Below are 17,928 nucleotides of genomic sequence, written 5' to 3' on the forward strand. Positions count from 1 at the left end.
CATCAGGGTTGTTGGTGCCTTCCGCGTGTCGGAGGCAGCAACATCCGGGAAGTTGCTCGGATCTTGGAGTGTGACGTGGAGCGTCACCGGTGAGCCGGCCACATCTGCCGATGCGGCCGCTGTGGCGGTGTCGGGGCTGCGGCGCGCTCTGGCCGTGCCAGCCGGCGCGGCTGGCGTTGCTGGCCGAGTACCGGCACGACCGCACCGCGCTGCTGTTCTATCTGGGCACGCTGATGGCGGAGGCGGGCGATCAACTCGCCCGCCTCAACGGGCGCCCCGCCGACCTGCACGAACGCTTCCTTGGTTGGGCGAGGGCCCGGGGCGGCACAATGTTTCACGTGAATCATGAGCCGGGCGCCGAGATCCATTCCACCGATCCGTTCGCGGTGCCGAGCGGGCAGCGATCGCCGGTACGTCGACTGCGCGGCCGGCTCGCCGCGCCGGTGACTCTCTGGACGGCCCCCGGCCCGGCCGGGCTCACGGTGTCGTCCACCCTGGTCGCCGAGGGGGAGCCGGACCGGCTGGTCGGGCTGATCGACGCGGAGTCCGATTTCTGGGCGGCAGCCGAGGAGGCGGGCCGGTTCGCGGTCACGCCGCTCGGCCCGCCGCACCGGCAGCTCGCCGACCGGTTCGCCGGCCTGTTCCCCTCTCCGGGCGGGCTCTTCGCCGCGGACACGTGGATCGAGACGCCCTACGGGCCGGTGCCGGCGGACGCGGGCGGTTGGGCCGCGTGCCGGCTGGACACCGCCCGGGAGTACGGCTGGGGCCTGCTGGTGGAGGCCACCATCGAGGCAGTCGACCTGGCCGAGGAGGCCGCTCCGCTGCTGCACTATCGCGGGCGGTACCACGAGCTGCCGAGCTGAACGGGCGACCCCCGGGGACCGACCGGTCACCGGGGTGATCTGAGTCACTCGGCGCAGCCAGGCAACCGCTTGGCGCACTCGACGACCGGCGTCGATCTCGGCCTTCCCCGTCGGGGAGCGCGCTCTTTACGGTGCGCGAAACTCCTCTGACGCCTGTGAAGGTGGTGATCCACAGATGTCCACGGACACACCCGCTCCGGCCGCTTCCCAGTCGGACAAGTACCTGGCCGTACAACGGTCGGACGAGTTCGCCGGGCTGCGGCGTGCGCTGCGCGGCTTCGTCTTCCCGATGACCGTCGCGTTCTTCCTGTGGTATGCGCTCTACGTCATTCTCTCCGCGTACGCCCGGGACTTCATGGGCACGAAGCTGTTCGGCAGCAACATCAACGTCGCGCTGGTCTTCGGCCTGCTCCAGTTCGTCTCCACGTTCCTGATCGCCTGGCTCTACTCCCGGTACGCGGACCGGAAGATCGACCCCATCGCCGACCGGATCCGTGCCGAGATCGGGGAGGTGACCCGTGAAGACGGTTCACGCGGTTGAGACGTTCCTCGCGGCTGAGGCGGGCAATCACACCGCCCGCAACCTGACCATCACGCTGTTCCTGGTCTTCGTGGCGGTGACCCTGGCCATCACGATCTGGGCCAGCCGGCAGACCAAGACGGCAACCGACTTCTACGCGGGCGGCCGGTCCTTCTCCGGCTTCCAGAACGGCATGGCGATCGGCGGCGACTACATGTCGGCCGCGTCGTTCCTCGGCATCGCCGGCATCATCGCGCTCTACGGCTACGACGGCTTCCTCTACTCGATCGGCTTCCTGGTCGCCTGGCTGGTGGCCCTCCTGCTGGTCGCGGAGCTGCTGCGTAACTCGGGCCGGTACACGATGGCCGACGTGCTGGCCTTCCGGATGCGCCAGCGTCCGGTGCGTACGGCGGCGGCGGTCTCCACCATCACGGTGTCGATCTTCTATCTGCTCGCGCAGATGGTGGGCGCCGGCGCGCTGGTCGCGCTGCTGCTCGGCATCCGGCCGGGGACGACCTTCCTCGGCATGGACGCGGACACCGCGAAGATCGCCACCATCATCATGGTCGGCGCACTGATGATCATCTACGTCACCGTGGGTGGTATGAAGGGCACCACCTACGTGCAGATCGTCAAGGCGTTCCTGCTCATGGGCGGCGCGCTGCTGATGACGATCCTCGTGCTGGCGAAGTTCAACTTCAACCTGTCGGAGCTGCTCGGCGCTGCCGCCTCAGCCTCCGGCAAGGGTGACAAACTCCTGGAACCGGGCCTGCGGTACGGCGTCGAGGTCGCCGGCAACTCGACGCAGACCTTCTACAACAAGATGGACCTGCTCTCGCTCGGTATCGCCCTGGTGCTCGGCACCGCCGGCCTGCCGCACATCCTGATCCGCTTCTACACGGTGCCGACCGCGAAGGCCGCCCGCAAGAGCGTGCTCTGGGCGATCGGCATCATCGGCACCTTCTACCTGCTCACCCTGGCCCTCGGCTTCGGTGCGGCGGCGCTGGTGGGCAGCGAGGCCATCACCGCGCAGGACAAGGCCGGCAACACGGCCGCACCGCAGCTCGCCGAAGCGCTCGGCCTCGAGTTCTTCGGCGGCGACCTGGGCGGGGCGGCTCTGCTGGCGATAATCGCGGCGGTCGCCTTCGCGACCATCCTGGCGGTGGTCGCCGGGTTGACGTTGGCCTCGTCGTCCAGTCTCGCGCATGACTTCTACGCGAACGTCCTGAAGAAGGGCGAGACGTCGGAGCGCCAGGAGGTACGGGTCGCCCGGATCTCCGCCCTGGTGATCGGCGCGATCTCCATCCTGTTGTCGATCTTCGCGCAGAACCTCAACGTGGCGTTCCTGGTGGCGCTGGCCTTCGCGGTCGCCGCCTCGGGCAACCTGCCGGCGATCCTCTACAGCCTCTTCTGGCGGCGGTTCAACACCTCCGGCGCGGTGTGGGCGATCTACGGCGGTCTGCTCTCGGCCGTGCTGCTGGTGTTCTTCTCGCCGGTGGTCTCCGGCGCGGCGACGTCGATGTTCCCGGACCACGACTGGCAGTGGTTCCCGCTGTCCAACCCGGGCATCCTCTCCATCCCGTTCGGTTTCCTGTGCGGGTGGATCGGCACCGTCATCTCCAAGGAGCACGACGAGGACAAGTACGCGGAGCTGGAGGTGCGGGCCCTCACGGGCTCCGGCGCCCACTGATCCGAGCGCTCGTCACGAGAGGCCCCCTGTGCTCAACAGGGGGCCTCTTCGTGCAAATGGGGGTCGGTAGGCTGACCGGCATGAAGGTTGCTGAGCGCTTCGGTTCCGGTCACCGCGTTCTCGTCACCGGCGGCGCCGGTTTCGTCCCGTCGCACCTGGTGGATTCCCTGATCGCCCGGGGCTGCACGGTGGTGGCGCTGGACAACTTCGTGACCGGCTCCAAGGAGAACGTCGCCCACCTGCTGGACCGGCCCACCTTCACGCTCGTCGAGGCGGACCTCTCCGACGGCCTGCCGACCGACCACCCGGCGCTGGCCGAGCGCTTCGACGCGATCCTGCACATGGCCTCGCCGGCCAGCCCCACCGACTTCGCCCAACTGCCGGTGGAGATCCTCCGGGTCGGCTCGGTGGGCACCCTGCACCTGCTGGAGCGCGCGGTCGCCGACGGCGCCCGGTTCCTGATGGCCTCCACCTCCGAGGCGTACGGGGACCCGAAGGAGCACCCGCAGCGCGAGACCTACTGGGGCAACGTCAACCCGATCGGGGTCCGCAGCGTCTACGACGAGGCCAAGCGCTTCTCCGAGGCCGCGACGATGGCGTACCACCGCTACCGCGGGCTCGACGCGGCGATCGTCCGGATCTTCAACACGTACGGCCCGCGGATGCGCCCGGACGACGGCCGAGCCATCCCCACCTTCATCTCGCAGGCGCTGCGCGGCGAGCCGATCACCGTGCACGGCACCGGCAACCAGACCCGGTCCATCTGCTTCGTCGAGGACCTGGTGCGGGGCATCCTGCTGCTGCTCGACTCGACCGAGACGGGCCCGGTCAACTGCGGCACCGAGCACGAGCTGACCATGCGGCAACTCGCCGAGTTGATCGTGTCGCTCTCCGACAGCGACTCCGAGGTGACCTACGTCACTCGCAGCTCGGACGACCCGGAGATGCGCCGCCCCGATCTCACGCTCGCCCGTGAACTGCTCGGATACGAACCGGCGGTCGCGCCCGAAGATGGCCTGCGACGCACGATCGAGCACTTCCGGGCACGGCTAGGGTAACCAGTTCACCGCGTACCGCCTGCCGCTGAGTGTCGCCTGAAGGCGGCGGTGGCTCCCGCTACGTACCCTGAGTTACATGTCCGCGACTTCGTCTGCCGGCGTCCCGCATCCGTACCTGCACCGCAGCGCCGGGCGCGCGTCGGTGCCCGGCCCCGATCGGGGCGCCTCCGGGCGTGCCCGTCCGACCGAGGCACGCTTCTACCCGTCGTACGACGAGGAGGAGCCCAGGCCCGGCGGCCCGGCGGGGCCACGTGGGCCCGGCGGCCCGGGTGGTGCCGGCGGGTCCGGGCGGCGTGGCCCGCGACCGCGCTGGGGTCGGATCGCCCTGGTGGCCGGGGTCGCGGTGCTGGTGCTGGCGTTGCTCGGCAGCGTGGGGGCCTGGCTCTACGCCCGCAACCTCAACAGCGACCTGGCGCGCACCGACCCGTTCGCGGAGATCACCGGTGGCCGGCCGGTCAAGGCCGTCGACGGCGCGCTGAACATCCTGCTGGTCGGCAGCGACTCACGGGACCCGGACGCACCTGTCGACACCAAGAGTCAGTGGCGCGCCGACACGATCATCGTGATGCACATTCCGGCCGACCACCAGGAGGCCTACCTGGTCTCCATTCCGCGTGACCTCTATGTGCCGATCCCGGAGAGCGCCGGTGCGGACTGCGACTCCGGTGAGCGCGCGAAGATCAACGCGGCGTTCGCGTTCGGTGGGCTGCCGCTGGCGGTACGCACCGTGGAGTGCTTCACCGACGTGCGGATCGACCATGTGATGGCGATCGACTTCGGCGGGTTCAAGGAGGTCACCGACGCCCTCGGCGGGGTGGACCTGAAGGTGGAGCGGACGGTCACCTCGATCCACAAGCCGTACCGGACGTTCACCAAGGGCACCAACCACATGGACGGCGCGGAGGCTCTGGACTGGATCCGGCAGCGCAAGCAGTTCCCGGATGGGGACTTCGCCCGGATGCGGCACCAGCAGGAGTTCCTTCGGGCACTGATGGACAAGGCGGCGAGCAGCGGCACGCTGGCGAACCCGAAGAAGCTCAACGATTTCCTCCAGTCGGTGACCGCGGCCGTAACCGTTGACCAGGGTTTCTCGGTTACAGACATGGCGCTGCAGTTCCGCAACCTGCGCGGCCAGAACCTCACCTTTGTGACCAGCCCGAACTCGGGCAGCGAGACGAGAAACGGCGAGTCGGTGGTTGTCTCGGACCGGGAGAAGGCGCTTGCCATGTACAAGGCCATGTCGGCGGACACCATGGCGGACTGGGTCAAGGCCAACCCTCCGAAGGGCAACGCCGGCGGCTGACCGTGGCGGGCACCCCGCTGCCGACGGCCCGACGGCGAACCCGCCGTTCGGGTCATCGAGTGGCGACGATCGACTGAATCCGGGGAGATCGACATCCGATTGATCCGAGATGAACTCGCCAAGTCGTTTTCATGTCCGTACAGTGGTGCCGCCCCCTCCTGATCACGAGCTGGAGCACGCATGCCGGTTCAGGCCAGTCGTCGCCCTTCCTCCTCCGGGTCCGCCGCGCCCAGCGGCCGGATCGCTGCGGCCATACCAGTGCAGCCGCGCCCCTCGGGCGGCGGACCGGGCGGTCGTCCGCCCGGCGGCGGCGACGGCGGCAGTTCGGGTGGCAGCGGCCGCGCCGGTGGCGGTGGGTCGGCGAAGAAGCGGACCAAGCGCAAGGACCCCCTCTGGGCCCGGCTGACCGTGGTGTTCGGGGCGGTGCTGATGCTCAGCAGCGGGGCGGCCATCGTCGGCAGCAAGGTGGTGATCGGGCAGGCGACCGGCGGCATCGCCCAGCGCGACCTGCTGGGTGGGGCCGGCAAGTCCGACGCCGAAGGCGGGGCGAGCCTGGACGGGCCGATCGACATGCTGCTGCTGGGCGTGGACGCCCGGGAGCGCTGGGCCGCCGACGACGTCCGCTCGGACAGCATCATCATCCTGCACATCCCGGCCACGCACGACCAGGCGTACCTGATCTCCATCCCCCGGGACACCGAGGCACAGATCCCGGCCTTCCCGAAGAGCGGCTTCACCGGCGGCACCGACAAGATCAACGCCGCGTTCCAGGCGGGCGCCCGCAACGGTGGCGGCTGGGAGGGTGGCGCGCAGCTGATGGCGCAGACGATCAAGCGCCTCACCGGGATCAGCTTCGACGGCGCGGCGATCATCAACTTCGGTGGCTTCAAGAACGTCATCGACACCCTGGGCACGGTGCGCATCTGCGTCACCCAGGAAGTCAAGTCGCTGCACATGTCGTACGTCGACGGCAAGCCGATGTGGAACGCCGACGCCAAGAAGACCGGCAAGCCGCGCACCCCGGTGGTGCACAAGAAGGGCTGCCAGGAGATGGAGGGCTGGGCTGCGCTGGACTACTCCCGGCAGCGCAAGACCCTCCGCAACGGCGACTACGACCGCCAGCAGAACCAGCAGCAGCTGATCAAGGCGATGGCCAAGAAGGCCACCGACCGCGGGATGCTGACCAACCCGGCCAAGATCAAGCAGTTGATCAAGGCGGCCGGTGAGGCGTCCGTGCTGGACACCGGCGGCGTGCCGATCGAGGACTTCATCTTCACCATGCGCGGGGTCACCGGCAACGAGCTGACCATGCTCAAGACCAACAACGGCACCTTCCACGCCAACGGCAACAACACCGAGGGTCTGAACGAGGAGACCAAGGAGATGTTCCGGGCGGTCAAGCAGGACAAGCTCGCCGAGTTCGTCTTCACCCACCCCGAGGTGATCTCCAACCGCAAGTGACGGCCGGGAGTCGCGAAAACCCAGCGACGGCATCGTCACCGCCCGTAGCCTGACGTGAGCAGGTTTCACGTATCGGCTGCGGGGAGGCGGTCACGTCCAGGTGGGGACGGAACGCGGCGGGCCGGGCCGGAGCGGCCCCGTCGGCCCGAGCACGCCACGCCCGCGGGTCGCGGATCATGCTCGGCGTCGGCCTGGTACTCGTCCTGCTGGCCGGGCTCGCCGTGGCCGGGATCAGAGCACTGAGCAACAGGTACGAGCGAACGGTGACCAAGGAGCAGTTGCTCGACGCCGACGCCCGCACCGCCCGCACCGACCTGGACGGGCCGCTCAACTACCTCCTGGTCGGCTCCGACCGCCGCCCCGGAGGCAGCGGGCCGGACCAACGGTCCGACACCATCCTCATCGTGCACGTACCCGCCGGGCAGCGGGAGGCCTACCTCGTCTCCATTCCCCGTGACCTCCTGGTCGCCATCCCTGCCGGGAACGGCTTCGGCGGCGGCCAGGACAAGATCAATGCGGCGTACGAGCACGGCGGCGGTGGGCAGGCCGGCGCCCAACTGCTCTCCGCCACGCTGACGCGGCTCACCGGCATCCGGTTCGACGGTGCCGCACTGATCGACTTCTCCGGCTTCCGCAAGGTCATCGACCTGCTCGGCGGGGTGCAGATGTGCGTGGACACCGAGGTCCGCTCGATCCACACCAACCGGGTCTTTCCCGTCGGCTGTCAGCAGATGGACGGGGCACAGGCACTGGACTACGTACGGCAGCGCTACGACCTGCCCGGCGGCGACTACGACCGGCAGCACCACCAGCAACAGTTGCTCCGGGCGATGCTGGACAGCGCCGGCAGGGCGGACCTCCGCAACAACCCGATCAAGCTCGACCAGGTGCTCCGGGCGGTCGGCGGGTCGTTGACCGTCGACACCAACGGCGTACCCCTGGAGGACCTGCTCCTCGCGCTGCGCGCGCTGCCGCCCGACGGGATGCGCGGCGTCCAGGTGCCCTCGTCACCGCAGACCATCGACGAGGTCTCGTACGTGGTGCTGGACAACGGGGGCAACGGGCTGTTCGAGGCGGTTCGCGGCACCCGGGTGCCGGCCTGGGCGCAGGCCAACCCCCGCTGGGTGACCCGGTTGTGACAGTGGCGACGGCCGGGTCGGTGCCGAACCGGCCGGCGAGGATCTAGTGTTGCTTCCTGTGTTCGGACCCCAGGTTCCCACCGTGCCCGTGACCGAGATCGCCGACGAGACCTACCTGCTGGATGTGCGGGAGGACGACGAGTGGGCGGCCGGCCACGCCCCCACCGCTCACCACCTGCCGATGATGGAGTTGCCGGCACGGCTGGCCGAGGTGCCCACCGACCGGGAGGTGGCTGTCGTCTGCCGTTCCGGCGGGCGCTCCGCCCAGGTCGTCGCCTACCTGATCAACAACGGCTGGGAGCAGGTGCGTAACGCCGACGGCGGGATGCGCCAGTGGGCTGCCGTCGGCCGACCGGTGGTCGACGCGAACGGGCAGCCCGGCCAGGTCATCTGAGGCGGGCGGGATGGGCGGGCCACTGGTCTTCGCGCACCGCGGCGCCTCGTACGACCTTCCCGAGCACACCCTCGCCGCGTACCTTCGCGCTCTCGACGAGGGCGCCGACGGCCTGGAGTGCGACGTCCGGCTGACCCGGGACGGGCACCTGGTCTGCGTACACGACCGTCGACTCGACCGCACCAGCAACGGTCGCGGTCTGGTCAGCGCGCGTACCCTCGCCGAGCTGGACGCACTGGACTTCGGCTCGTGGCATCCGGGCAGCGCACCCGGCGGCGACCTGCCGCCGGACGACTCGCACACCCGGCTGCTCACCCTGGCCCGGCTGCTGGACGCGGTGCTCGACGCCGGCCGGCCGGTCCGGCTGCTGGTCGAGACGAAGCACCCGTCCCGCTACGGCTCGAACGTGGAACGGCGACTGGTCAGCTTGCTGCGCCGGTACGGGCTGGCCGACCCGGCGCCGGACGACCCGGTGCAGGTCACCGTGATGTCGTTCTCCCCGCTGGCGGTCCGCCGGGTGCGCGAACTCGCTCCGACGCTGCCCACCGTGCTGTTGCTGGAGGTGTTGCCGCGCTGGCTGCGGTTGGGCCGGCTGCCGTTCGGCTCCCGTATCGCCGGGCCGGGCATCGGCCTGGTCCGGGGCCGTCCGCAGCTCCTGCCCGCACTGCGCGCGGCCGGCAACCAGGTGTACGTCTGGACGGTCAACGAGCCCACCGACCTGGAGCTGGTGCTGTCCGCCGGGGTGGACGGGATCATCACCGACCGGCCGGCGTACGCCCTCGCCCGGCTGGGCCGCTGACGGGCGGGGGTGCCCAAATCCGGGTCGACGGGGCAGACTCGCCCCATGCCGGAGCGTATTGATTTCCCCGCTCTCCTCGCCGGCCACACCGTCGTGATCGAGATGATCAATTCTGGGGACGCCGGCCTGCCGGTCCTCACCCAGCTCCTCCGGGTGGCCCAGCCGGCACTCGGCGCGACCGGTATGGCGTTCGTCGAGTTCGGTCCGACCGGTGGTCGCGTGATCTCCGCGACCGGCGCGGCGGAATGGGCCCTCGGTCGTCCGCTGGCGGCCGACGACCCGGACACTGCCTGTCTGCTCGCCGGGCCACGGGTACGTCAGGTACAGGTGGACCACCTCAACGGCAAACTGGCCGGCGAGCTGAGCGGCAGCGACCTGCACTGGATGGTGGTCTCCCGGGCGGAGATCGGCGGCCACATCGTCGGGAGCCTGCACGCGCTCTACTCGGACGACGACGAGCCGGGCCCCGACCAGCAGGGGGTGATCGGCTACCTCGCCTCCTGCGTGGCGCACATGTACGGCGACCAGAGCGGCCTGCCGGTGCACGGCGACGGCCCGGTGGTGGCGGCACTCGCCGACGGGTTGGCCGTCGTCGACCGGGACGGGCACGTCCGACTCTGGAACCCGGCCGCCGCCCAGGTCACCGGGCGGTCGGTCGAGCAGGCGCTGAGCGCGCCGTTGCCGTTCCCGCTGCCCCCCTCCGGCCAGGTCCGGGACCACCGGATGCCGGACGGCCGCTGGCTGCGGATCACCTCCGGCGAGCTGCCGGGCCCGGGCACGTTGCGGGTGGTCACCTTTCGCGACATCACCGACCAGCAGCGCCGCGACCACGACCGGGAACTGTTCGTCGCGGTGACCAGCCACGAGCTTCGCACCCCGGTCACCGTCATCAAGGGGTACGCGGACACCCTCACCGACCACTGGGAGTCGCTCAACGAGGTGGACCGGCGGCAGGCCGCCCGGGTGATCGGTCAGCGCGCCAACGAGTTGGCCCGGTTGGTCGACCGTCTCCTCTCCTCGGCCGCCGAGGCGGGGCCGGGGGACGACCCCGCCACCCCGTTCGACCTCGGCGAGGCGTTGCGCTCCGCCGTCGGCGACCTGCCCGCGGACCTGCGTCGCCGGCTGGTGCTGCTCGTCCCGACCGACCTGCCCAAGGCACTCGGCCACCGACCAAGCCTGGCCACTGTGTTGACCGAGCTGACGACCAACGCCGGCAAGTACTCGGCACCGGACTCCCCGATCGAGATCACCGCCTCGGTGGACGGTCAACTGGTGGCGTTCCGGGTCAGCGACCGGGGCATCGGCATCCGACCGGAGCACGTGGAGCGGGCCTTCGACCGGTTCTGGCAGGGCGAGTCCGGCGACCGGCGCGGCTATCCAGGGGCAGGGCTCGGCCTCTATCTCGTCCGCCGGATCGTTGAACAACAGAATGGATGGGTATCCCTACGTCCGAGGACCGGCGGCGGTACGGTCGCAGAGGTGCGGCTACCACGCGGTTGACCGAGGTGGCGCGACGTGGAGGCGACGGTGGCAGCGGCAGCGAGGGAACGGGCGTGGTGCGTGGTGGTTCCCCACCACCCGGTCGGGGCACGGCTGGCCCGGCACCGGCTCGCCGGCGAGTTGGCGGACGTCGTACCCCCGACGCTTCTCGCGGATCTGATCGCGGTGCTCGCGGAGCTGGTGGGTAACGCGGTGCGGCACGCCCGGCCGCTGCCCGGCGGAGTCATCCGGGTGGCCTGGCACCTACGCCCCGCGGCCGAGGGCGCTCTGATTCAGTTGCGGGTCACCGACGGCGGTGCGAGCACCGGGCCGCGGATGCGGACGACCAGCCTCGACGCGGCGGACGGGAGAGGGCTGCACATCGTGGCCGGTCTGGCCAGCCGTTGGGGAGTCGAGCGCGACGGCATGGGCCAGCGCGTCTGGGCCGAGTTCGACCCGGTGCCGGCACCCCGACCCGACCTGGTGCCGGCGGGCTGAGCCCCGCGGTCGTGCGGTCGCCGCCGCCCCGGGTGGTGGCGCCTTCGGTGATCGACGGGCGGAGGTTGGGTGGGTCCAGCCCACGCCGAGCCGGTCGGGGCTCTAGGCTGTGACGCCGTGAGCAAGCGTCGAAAGAGCCAGCGCACCGCAGCCGACACCGCCCCCCGCCGGGAGAAGGTGCGGGACATCTTCGTGCCGCGTCCGTTCGACGGGCTGGTCGACGAACCCGAGTGGATCGCCCTGCGCGAGTTGGTGCCGGCCGCCTCCGCGCCGCTGCGACTGGCACCCGCCCTGGTCGAGGAGTTCGGCGACCGGTCGGCGACGCTCGCCACGGTGCTGCCGATGGCCGCCCCGGCGATCACCAAGCCGGACGGTCGGGTGCTCATCGGCCTCCAGCGCCACCAGCAGTCCGGTGACGTCTCCCGGGACCTGGCCGAGGCGCTGCTCTGCGCACTACGGACCGAGCCGGGTGGCCAGGTGGCCGTGCCGCCGCTGCCCGGCCCCGGCCCACGCCTCCAGGACATCCTCGCGGACGGTCCACTGGACATCACGATGCACGAGGGTTTCGAGTTCTGGCTCGACCCCGGGGCCGGCGATGATCCGAGCGTCCAGGCGTCTCTGGAGCGGGCGAACGCCGCCATCTACCCGACCGTGCGGTTGACCGCCGCGAAGGCCGCGTACTGGTGTCAGGTCCCGGAGAAGGCACACGTGCGGTGGGTGTTGCCCGAGGACGAGGACGCCGCCCTGGACGCGCTGGCCCGACTCGGCGCGGCCGGTTCGCTGACGCTCGGCGAGCAGACCAAGTTCGCCGGCATGTTCCGCGCGCACGGCCGTCTGGTGCCGGTCTGGGACCTGCCGGAGGAGACTCCGGCGGCCGACTGGGAGGACCCGGTGGCGCAGTTCGCCAAGCGGTACGCGGAGGCGCTCGCCGCCACCGACCCGCTGGACGCCGCCGGCCGACGCGCCCGTCAGGGGCTGCTCGGCCGCCAGCTCACCCTCCGCTGAGCCCGACCCGGCCCGTTCCGGCCGGCAGCGGCTCGCGGGTGATCGGGCAGGACATGCAGCGCGGCCCGCCCCGACCGGACCCCAGCTCGGAGCCGGCGATCGGGATCACCTCGATGCCGGCTCGCTCCAACTGGGCGTTCGTCTCGGTGTTGCGCTCGTAGCCCACGCAGAGCCGGGGCGCCAGCGCGAGGGTGTTGTTGCCGTCGTCCCACTGCTCGCGTTCCGCGGTGACCGGGTCCAGCCCGGTGTCGATGACCCGGAGCAGGTCGAGGTCCATCGCGTCGGCGGCGGCCCGCAGGAACGGCGCCGGCCCGTCCACCCGCGGGTCCTCACCGTCCGCGCCGGCGATGACGGTGTACGCCGACAGCGTGCTCGCGATGTTGGGGTACATCAGCACGGCGTCCACGTCGACCATCGTGCAGACGGTGTCGAGGTGCATGGTGGCGCGCTTCTGGGCGATCGGCACCACCAGGATGGTGTGGGCCAGGCCGGCGGCGAAGACCTGCCGGCCGAGGCGTTCGGCACCGGCCGGTGTGGTCCGCTCGCCCACCCCGACCGCCAGCACCCCGGGTGCGAGCAGCAGCACATCCCCGCCCTCGAGGTGTTCTAGGTTGGGGCGGTAGACGAACTCCGTGCCGGCGAAGCGCGGGTGGTGCCGGTAGATGGCGTCGGTCAGCGTGGTCTCGCGGCGGCGGGCGGGCATGGCCAGGCTGGTGACGCCGACCCGGTCGCCGATCCACAGCGACGAGTCACGGGTGAACAGCAGGTTGGGCAGCGGGTCGATGACGAAGTCGTGCCGATCCATCAGGGTGTAGACCAGGCCGCCGGGCCGCTCCGAGCTGATCCGCAGTTCCTCGTGGGCCAGTCCGGCGGTCAGCACGTCGGCCAGGGCCGCCGGGTCCAGGTAGGAGAGATGGTCGGCGACGCGGGCCCGCAGGGTGTCGCCGAGCCGCCGGGAGCGCAGCACCTGTTCGGTGAGCTCGGCGCGGGCGTCCGCGACGGCAAGCGTCTCGGCCAGCAGGGTGGCGAGGTAGAGCACCTCCACCCCGCGCTCGCGCAGGGCGGCGGCGAACGCGTCGTGCTCCTCCTGGGCCCGCCCGACCCAGGGGATCGCGTCGAACAGGAGCGAGTCGTTGTTGCGTGGGGTGAGCCGGGCCAGTTCGGGGCCGGGCCGGTGCAGCAGTACGGTGCCGAGGCGCCCGACTTCACTGTCGACGTAGTGGGTCACTCCCGCAGCGTAGGTCAGGGTTTGGCGGCATCCGAGAAAAGAACTGTGGATGAATATGGCATTCATCCACAGTCACTCCGGCGCTCCGGCTTGCCGAACCCCGGTAGTGGCAACGTAGGGTAGTGGGGACATAACTTCGAGGGACCTTTTGCCGGAGGTCGACGATGACTGTCTTTCCCGCACGACGAGCCGTACCGTCCGCTCGGGCACTGCCGCCCGTCGCGGTGCCACACCCCCGTGCCGAGTCGACGGGGGTTCTCGAACCAGTCCGTCCGACACCGCTCGAATGGGCCCGCCGCCGTCGGGCCGAGCGGGGGGCGCGCCGCCTGGAGGCGGCCGGGGCGCGGGCGCTGGGCCAACTCGATCACCTCGGGCCCGCCTGGCACGTGATCGAGTGGCCGCGCACCGACGTGACAGACGTCCTCGACCGTGGCCAGGACGAGCGCGCCGGGTTCCTCGCCATCGGGCCGAGCGGCCTCTTCGCCGTGACCATCGCCGACCACGGCCGGGCCCGAGTGCTCGTCGCCGGGGACGTCGTGCAGATCAACGGCAAGCGACCGCCGTACGTGGCCGAGTCCCGCCGGGACGCCAGGCGGGCCAGCAAGGCCCTCTCCGACGCGGTGGGGCTGCCCGTTCCGGTGACGCCGGTGCTGACCTTCGTCGGCTCCGGCGTGATCAGCGTCTACGGCCTTCCGAAGGACTGTCTGATGGCCACCCACCGCGAGCTGGATCGACTTCTCGTGGCCGGTGGCAGTCGGATCAGCCCTGCCACGGCCGAGAAGCTGTCCCGGGTCGCACAGCACCCTGGCACCTGGCTGAACGGCACGTACCGTCCAGCTGCCGACTACCGGTGGTATGACGAGGGCCGAACGGCCGCTGACAAGCCGGCCAGTCGCCGGTAACGTCACCGGCGACGCCACGCGGCTCCGGTCCCCCCGTCCACCTCACCGGCTTCCCGCGCCGTCACCGGCCGCCTCGGTTCAGGCTGCGCGGCCTGGGTGACCCGGTGCGCTCGGTGATTCGTCGGCGACCCGCTAGCGTGGACAGTCGATCGGTGCACATAGGAGGCGCGGTGGCCCACGTCGAACTTTCGCTCTCGGAAGCGTTCGTGCCGGCGGCGCGGGCCTCGACAGAGCCGGAGTCCGACAATGTCGGCCAATGGTCCTCGACAGTGTCCCGGGCCGACGAGCCGTGCCTGCTGATCGACGCCCACACGAGGGTCGTGGCGATCTCCACGGCCGGCTGTGAGCTGCTCTGCCTGGGCGAGCCGGGCGCTCTGATCGGGCGACCGCTGCTCGACGGAGGGCTGCGCCTGCTCGACTTCACCGCCAACCGGGGCGAGCTGACCGAGGCCGAGGCCGACAAGATCCCGCCCCTGCTGGCGCTCTCCTCCGGCCGACTCGCTCGTGGGCTGCTCCGGGTGCAGGCCGCCTCGGCCAACAGCTCCGACGCGACCGTTGACGCGATCTCCACTCCGGTGCTCACCGACGGCACCGTCGCCGGTTCGCTCACCTTCTTCTCCGAGGTCTGACCTGCGGCGGAGTGTGTTGTTCACCGCACGCGGCGTTGCTGGGATGAGCCCGCGCGCAGGCCGTAGGGTGCCCTCATGCTCGATATCGCGCTGCTGCCGGGGGACTACGCCGTGTGCCGCCTGGCCGCCGGCACCACCCTGCCGTACGCGTTGTCCAGCGGGCTTCGCGACAGCGACGTGGTCACGGTGAGCTGGACCTCCGACGGGATCTCCGTGATCTGCCCGACCGACCGGGCTCCGGCACAGGCCGTGGTGGAAACCGTGTGGCGCTGTCTACGGGTCACTGCCCCGGTGGGGATGGCCGCCATCGGCAGCCTGGCCGCGCTGGTAGACCCGCTGGCCGAGGCACGGGTCAGCGTGGTCACGTTCTCCACCTTCGACACCGACTATCTGCTGGTGCCGGCCGTCCGGCTGACCGAGGGCACTGCCGCGCTACAGCGCGCCGGGCACCGCGTCACCGGCTGAGCTTCACCCCACCGGCCGCTCACCCTACGATGGGCTCGGCCACCCCGGCCGCGACGAATTCTCCGATGTCCCGAGGATCGGCCCGTGCCGTTCACCCCACCCAGCCCCGCGTCTCCCCCATCGCGGGCCACGATCCACACCTCACCGGCGACTCGTGGCCGGTCGACCGGTCGCGTCCCCACGCGGACCGCCGCCCGGGTCCTGCCGGTCGCACTCGCGGTGCTCGTCGTCACGGTGCTGGCCGGCTGTGGCGCCCCACCCGAGCTGAGGGAGCCGACCGCCCTGCCCACCCGCACCGCGGCCCCGACGCCACCTGGCGCGAGCACCGCTCCCCCCACCCCGCAGGTGAGCGCACCGCCGCCGGTTGCGGTCACACCCACCGCCGATGCCGGGCTCGTCGCTACCGCCTGCCGCAACGGGCCGACCGGGCAGCGGGTGGTGCAGCTGTTGCGCGGCCGGGCGGGAGTCCTCCCGGCCAACGTCCGGGTCCAGGTCCGCACCGGCCCGCTCTGCGCCGCCGACTGGCAGTTCACCGTGCTGGAGGTGACCGGCCACGAGGAACTCCAGGTGGTCACCCGGGGCCAACCAGCCGCACCGACGCTGGTCACGGCCGGCACGGACGTCTGCACCATCGAGGTACGCGCCACCGGCCCCGCCGGGATCCGTGCCCTCGCCTGTGAGGCCGGTCCGGCCGCCCTCCCAGGTGCGTAGGCTGATCGGCATGCCGGGAACACCGCCGACACGTTTCGTCTACCTCGGGCCGGAGGGCACCTTCGCCGAGCAGGCCCTACATTCCGTCCCCGCCGCCGAGCGCGGCACCCGTACGCCCGCCCGCAGCGTCGGTGAGGCACTGGACAGCGTCCGTGACTCCGACGCCGATGCCGCGCTGGTGCCGCTGGAAAACTCGATCGGCGGCGCGGTCGGCGTCACGCTGGACGAAATGGCCGAGGGCGAGCCGCTGGTGATCACCCGGGAGGTGATCCTGCCGGTGGAGTTCGTGCTCGGCGCCCGACCCGGCACGTCGCTGACCTCGATCCGGACGGTGGCGGCCCACCCTCAGGCGTCCACCCAGTGCCGGGGCTGGCTGCGCGACCACCTGCCCGACACCGTCGTGGTCGACGTGCTGTCCAACGGCGCGGCTGCCGCCGGTGCCGGTGCCGGTGAGTACGACGCGGCGATCTGCGCGCCGATCGGGGCCACCCGGCACCGGCTCGCGGTACTTGCCGACAAGATCGCGGATCATCCCGACGCGGTGACCCGGTTCGTGCTGGTGTCCCGTCCCGGGCCGCCCCCGCCGCCGACCGGCGACGACCTCACCTCGCTCGCGGTCTACATCGCCCACGACCGGGTCGGCGCGCTGCTGTCGGTGCTGATGGAGCTGGCCGTACGCGGGGTCAACCTGACCCGCATCGAGTCCCGCCCGACCGGGGAGGCGCTGGGCCGGTACGTCTTCTTCCTGGACTGCACCGGTCACGTGGCCGACGTACGCCTGGGCGAAGCGTTGCAGGGCCTCCGCCGGGTCTGCGCCGACGTCCGCTTCCTGGGCTCGTATCCCCGGCACCGGTGGGCCGAGTCGGCGGGCGAGCGGCCGGTGCCCGCACCGGCCGGCCTCTCCGACGTCGACTACGCCGACGCGGCGGCCTGGCTGGCCCGACTGCGCACGGGCGAGTTGACCTGACCGGGCAGGGCGCCCCCGAAGTTCGGGAGCGCCCGCACCGCTCCGATCAACTCAACAGATCGGGGTCGCCCGCACCGCCGCTGTCAGCTCAGCAGACCGCCGAGCAGACCGCCCTCCTGCTGCTGCTGGCCGCTGCCCAGGACCGGCGGCTCCTCGGACGGCTGCACCACCACGAAGCCCTGGCCGGCGAAGCTCATCGTGAACGACTCGCCGGTGCGTCGGCCCAGCAGGGTGCCGAGGCCCATCTGCTCGGCCCGGTGGTAGCCGGTCTGCAGGTTGGCCGACCAGCAGACCGCTGCCTGCGGGTCGACGTACGTCGGGGCGTCCACGTTGAGCACGACCGGCGTGCCCTTGGTGGTGATGGCGATCCGGCCGTAGCCGCTGAACACACAGTTGAACAGGCCGGACGACGAGGCCATCCCGGCACCGCCGACCATCCTGATGTCGTACTGCAGGGTCGAGTCGAAGGCGAGCACGCTGGAGCCGTTGATGGAGAGGGCGTCGCCCGGCTCCAGGTCGACGATGTGCACGTCCTTGGCCAGCTCGGCGAGGAAGACGTCACCCTGGCCGGAGACCTTCATCAGCGGGACGCCCTCGCCGGTGAGCTTCTGCTTGAGGAACTTGCCGAGCCCACCCGAGCCCAACGCCTGGAACTGCACATTTCCCTGGTAGGCGACCATCGACCCGACCCGGGCCATCGCCTCACCGTTGAGCTCGATCTTCAACATCTTGGAGTTCTGCAGCCGCATGCCGGGCTGTGCGGACTCCTTTTCCAGATTCTCCGAGGAGAACAGCTCGCTGCGCATGAAAGGGTGCC

At 71.0% G+C, this 17,928-nt stretch carries 19 protein-coding genes; 17 read left to right on the top strand and 2 right to left on the bottom strand.

Annotated elements, in window-relative coordinates; genetic code table 11:
- The first annotated feature begins 110 nt into the window (after nt 1-110).
- From HNR22_RS18775 to HNR22_RS18830, 12 genes are all read left to right on the top strand, one after another.
- Nucleotides 111-863, top strand: coding sequence for a flavin reductase family protein (locus tag HNR22_RS18775; protein WP_179783617.1), 753 nt, complete (start codon nt 111-113; stop codon nt 861-863).
- A 175-nt stretch (nt 864-1,038) separates the two neighbouring features.
- Complete coding sequence (locus HNR22_RS18780) at nt 1,039-1,404, top strand: DUF485 domain-containing protein (RefSeq protein WP_088950720.1); 366 nt, start codon at nt 1,039-1,041, stop codon at nt 1,402-1,404.
- Nucleotides 1,382-3,073, top strand: a complete 1,692-nt coding sequence (locus HNR22_RS18785; protein ID WP_179781447.1) for a sodium:solute symporter family transporter — start codon at nt 1,382-1,384, stop codon at nt 3,071-3,073. Before HNR22_RS18780 ends, HNR22_RS18785 begins: the two co-directional genes overlap by 23 nt.
- Nucleotides 3,074-3,153: 80 nt before the next feature.
- On the top strand, nt 3,154-4,131 hold the full coding sequence (locus HNR22_RS18790; protein ID WP_179781448.1) for an NAD-dependent epimerase/dehydratase family protein: 978 nt from the start codon (nt 3,154-3,156) through the stop codon (nt 4,129-4,131).
- 76 nt (nt 4,132-4,207) lie between these two features.
- The gene (locus HNR22_RS18795) at nt 4,208-5,434 is read left to right on the top strand and encodes an LCP family protein (protein WP_179781449.1); all 1,227 of its coding nucleotides are present in this window, start codon (nt 4,208-4,210) and stop codon (nt 5,432-5,434) included.
- A 180-nt stretch (nt 5,435-5,614) separates the two neighbouring features.
- Complete coding sequence (locus HNR22_RS18800; protein ID WP_179781450.1) at nt 5,615-6,895, top strand: LCP family protein; 1,281 nt, start codon at nt 5,615-5,617, stop codon at nt 6,893-6,895.
- A gap of 176 nt (nt 6,896-7,071) precedes the next feature.
- Nucleotides 7,072-8,034: an LCP family protein gene (locus tag HNR22_RS18805; protein ID WP_179781451.1), complete on the top strand. Its 963-nt coding sequence runs from the start codon at nt 7,072-7,074 to the stop codon at nt 8,032-8,034.
- A gap of 58 nt (nt 8,035-8,092) precedes the next feature.
- The gene (locus HNR22_RS18810) at nt 8,093-8,428 is read left to right on the top strand and encodes a rhodanese-like domain-containing protein (RefSeq protein WP_030487745.1); all 336 of its coding nucleotides are present in this window, start codon (nt 8,093-8,095) and stop codon (nt 8,426-8,428) included.
- A 10-nt stretch (nt 8,429-8,438) separates the two neighbouring features.
- Nucleotides 8,439-9,227, top strand: a complete 789-nt coding sequence (locus HNR22_RS18815) for a glycerophosphodiester phosphodiesterase (RefSeq protein WP_179781452.1) — start codon at nt 8,439-8,441, stop codon at nt 9,225-9,227.
- A 45-nt stretch (nt 9,228-9,272) separates the two neighbouring features.
- Nucleotides 9,273-10,727: a sensor histidine kinase gene (locus HNR22_RS18820; protein WP_179781453.1), complete on the top strand. Its 1,455-nt coding sequence runs from the start codon at nt 9,273-9,275 to the stop codon at nt 10,725-10,727.
- Nucleotides 10,728-10,787: 60 nt separating this feature from the next.
- Complete coding sequence (locus HNR22_RS18825) at nt 10,788-11,204, top strand: ATP-binding protein (RefSeq protein ID WP_179783618.1); 417 nt, start codon at nt 10,788-10,790, stop codon at nt 11,202-11,204.
- A 117-nt stretch (nt 11,205-11,321) separates the two neighbouring features.
- Nucleotides 11,322-12,209, top strand: a complete 888-nt coding sequence (locus tag HNR22_RS18830; RefSeq protein WP_179781454.1) for a DUF5926 family protein — start codon at nt 11,322-11,324, stop codon at nt 12,207-12,209.
- Here the strand turns inward: HNR22_RS18830 and HNR22_RS18835 are convergent.
- Entirely contained in the window at nt 12,196-13,437 is a 1,242-nt protein-coding gene (locus tag HNR22_RS18835; RefSeq protein ID WP_099849398.1) for an arginine deiminase, read from the bottom strand. The two genes, HNR22_RS18830 and HNR22_RS18835, sit on opposite strands and share 14 nt — an antisense overlap.
- Before the next feature lie 164 nt (nt 13,438-13,601).
- Between HNR22_RS18835 and HNR22_RS18840 the strand changes: the two genes are divergently transcribed.
- The 5 genes from HNR22_RS18840 to pheA all read left to right on the top strand — a co-directional run bounded on the left by HNR22_RS18840 (nt 13,602) and on the right by pheA (nt 17,111).
- Nucleotides 13,602-14,339, top strand: a complete 738-nt coding sequence (locus HNR22_RS18840; RefSeq protein ID WP_179781455.1) for a hypothetical protein — start codon at nt 13,602-13,604, stop codon at nt 14,337-14,339.
- 170 nt (nt 14,340-14,509) lie between these two features.
- Nucleotides 14,510-14,968, top strand: a complete 459-nt coding sequence (locus tag HNR22_RS18845; protein ID WP_179781456.1) for a hypothetical protein — start codon at nt 14,510-14,512, stop codon at nt 14,966-14,968.
- 75 nt (nt 14,969-15,043) lie between these two features.
- A complete protein-coding gene (locus HNR22_RS18850; protein WP_179781457.1) occupies nt 15,044-15,433 on the top strand; it encodes an ACT domain-containing protein in 390 nt (129 codons plus the stop codon).
- A gap of 201 nt (nt 15,434-15,634) precedes the next feature.
- Nucleotides 15,635-16,144: a hypothetical protein gene (locus tag HNR22_RS18855; RefSeq protein WP_179783619.1), complete on the top strand. Its 510-nt coding sequence runs from the start codon at nt 15,635-15,637 to the stop codon at nt 16,142-16,144.
- A gap of 10 nt (nt 16,145-16,154) precedes the next feature.
- Nucleotides 16,155-17,111, top strand: coding sequence for a prephenate dehydratase (gene pheA, locus HNR22_RS18860; protein WP_179781458.1), 957 nt, complete (start codon nt 16,155-16,157; stop codon nt 17,109-17,111).
- An 83-nt stretch (nt 17,112-17,194) separates the two neighbouring features.
- Here the strand turns inward: pheA and HNR22_RS18865 are convergent, their stop codons facing one another.
- The gene (locus HNR22_RS18865) at nt 17,195-17,917 is read right to left on the bottom strand and encodes an AIM24 family protein (protein ID WP_179781459.1); all 723 of its coding nucleotides are present in this window, start codon (nt 17,915-17,917) and stop codon (nt 17,195-17,197) included.
- Nucleotides 17,918-17,928: the final 11 nt, after the last annotated feature.

This window comes from Micromonospora jinlongensis (assembly GCF_013410645.1).
Lineage (GTDB): Bacteria > Actinomycetota > Actinomycetes > Mycobacteriales > Micromonosporaceae > Micromonospora > Micromonospora zamorensis.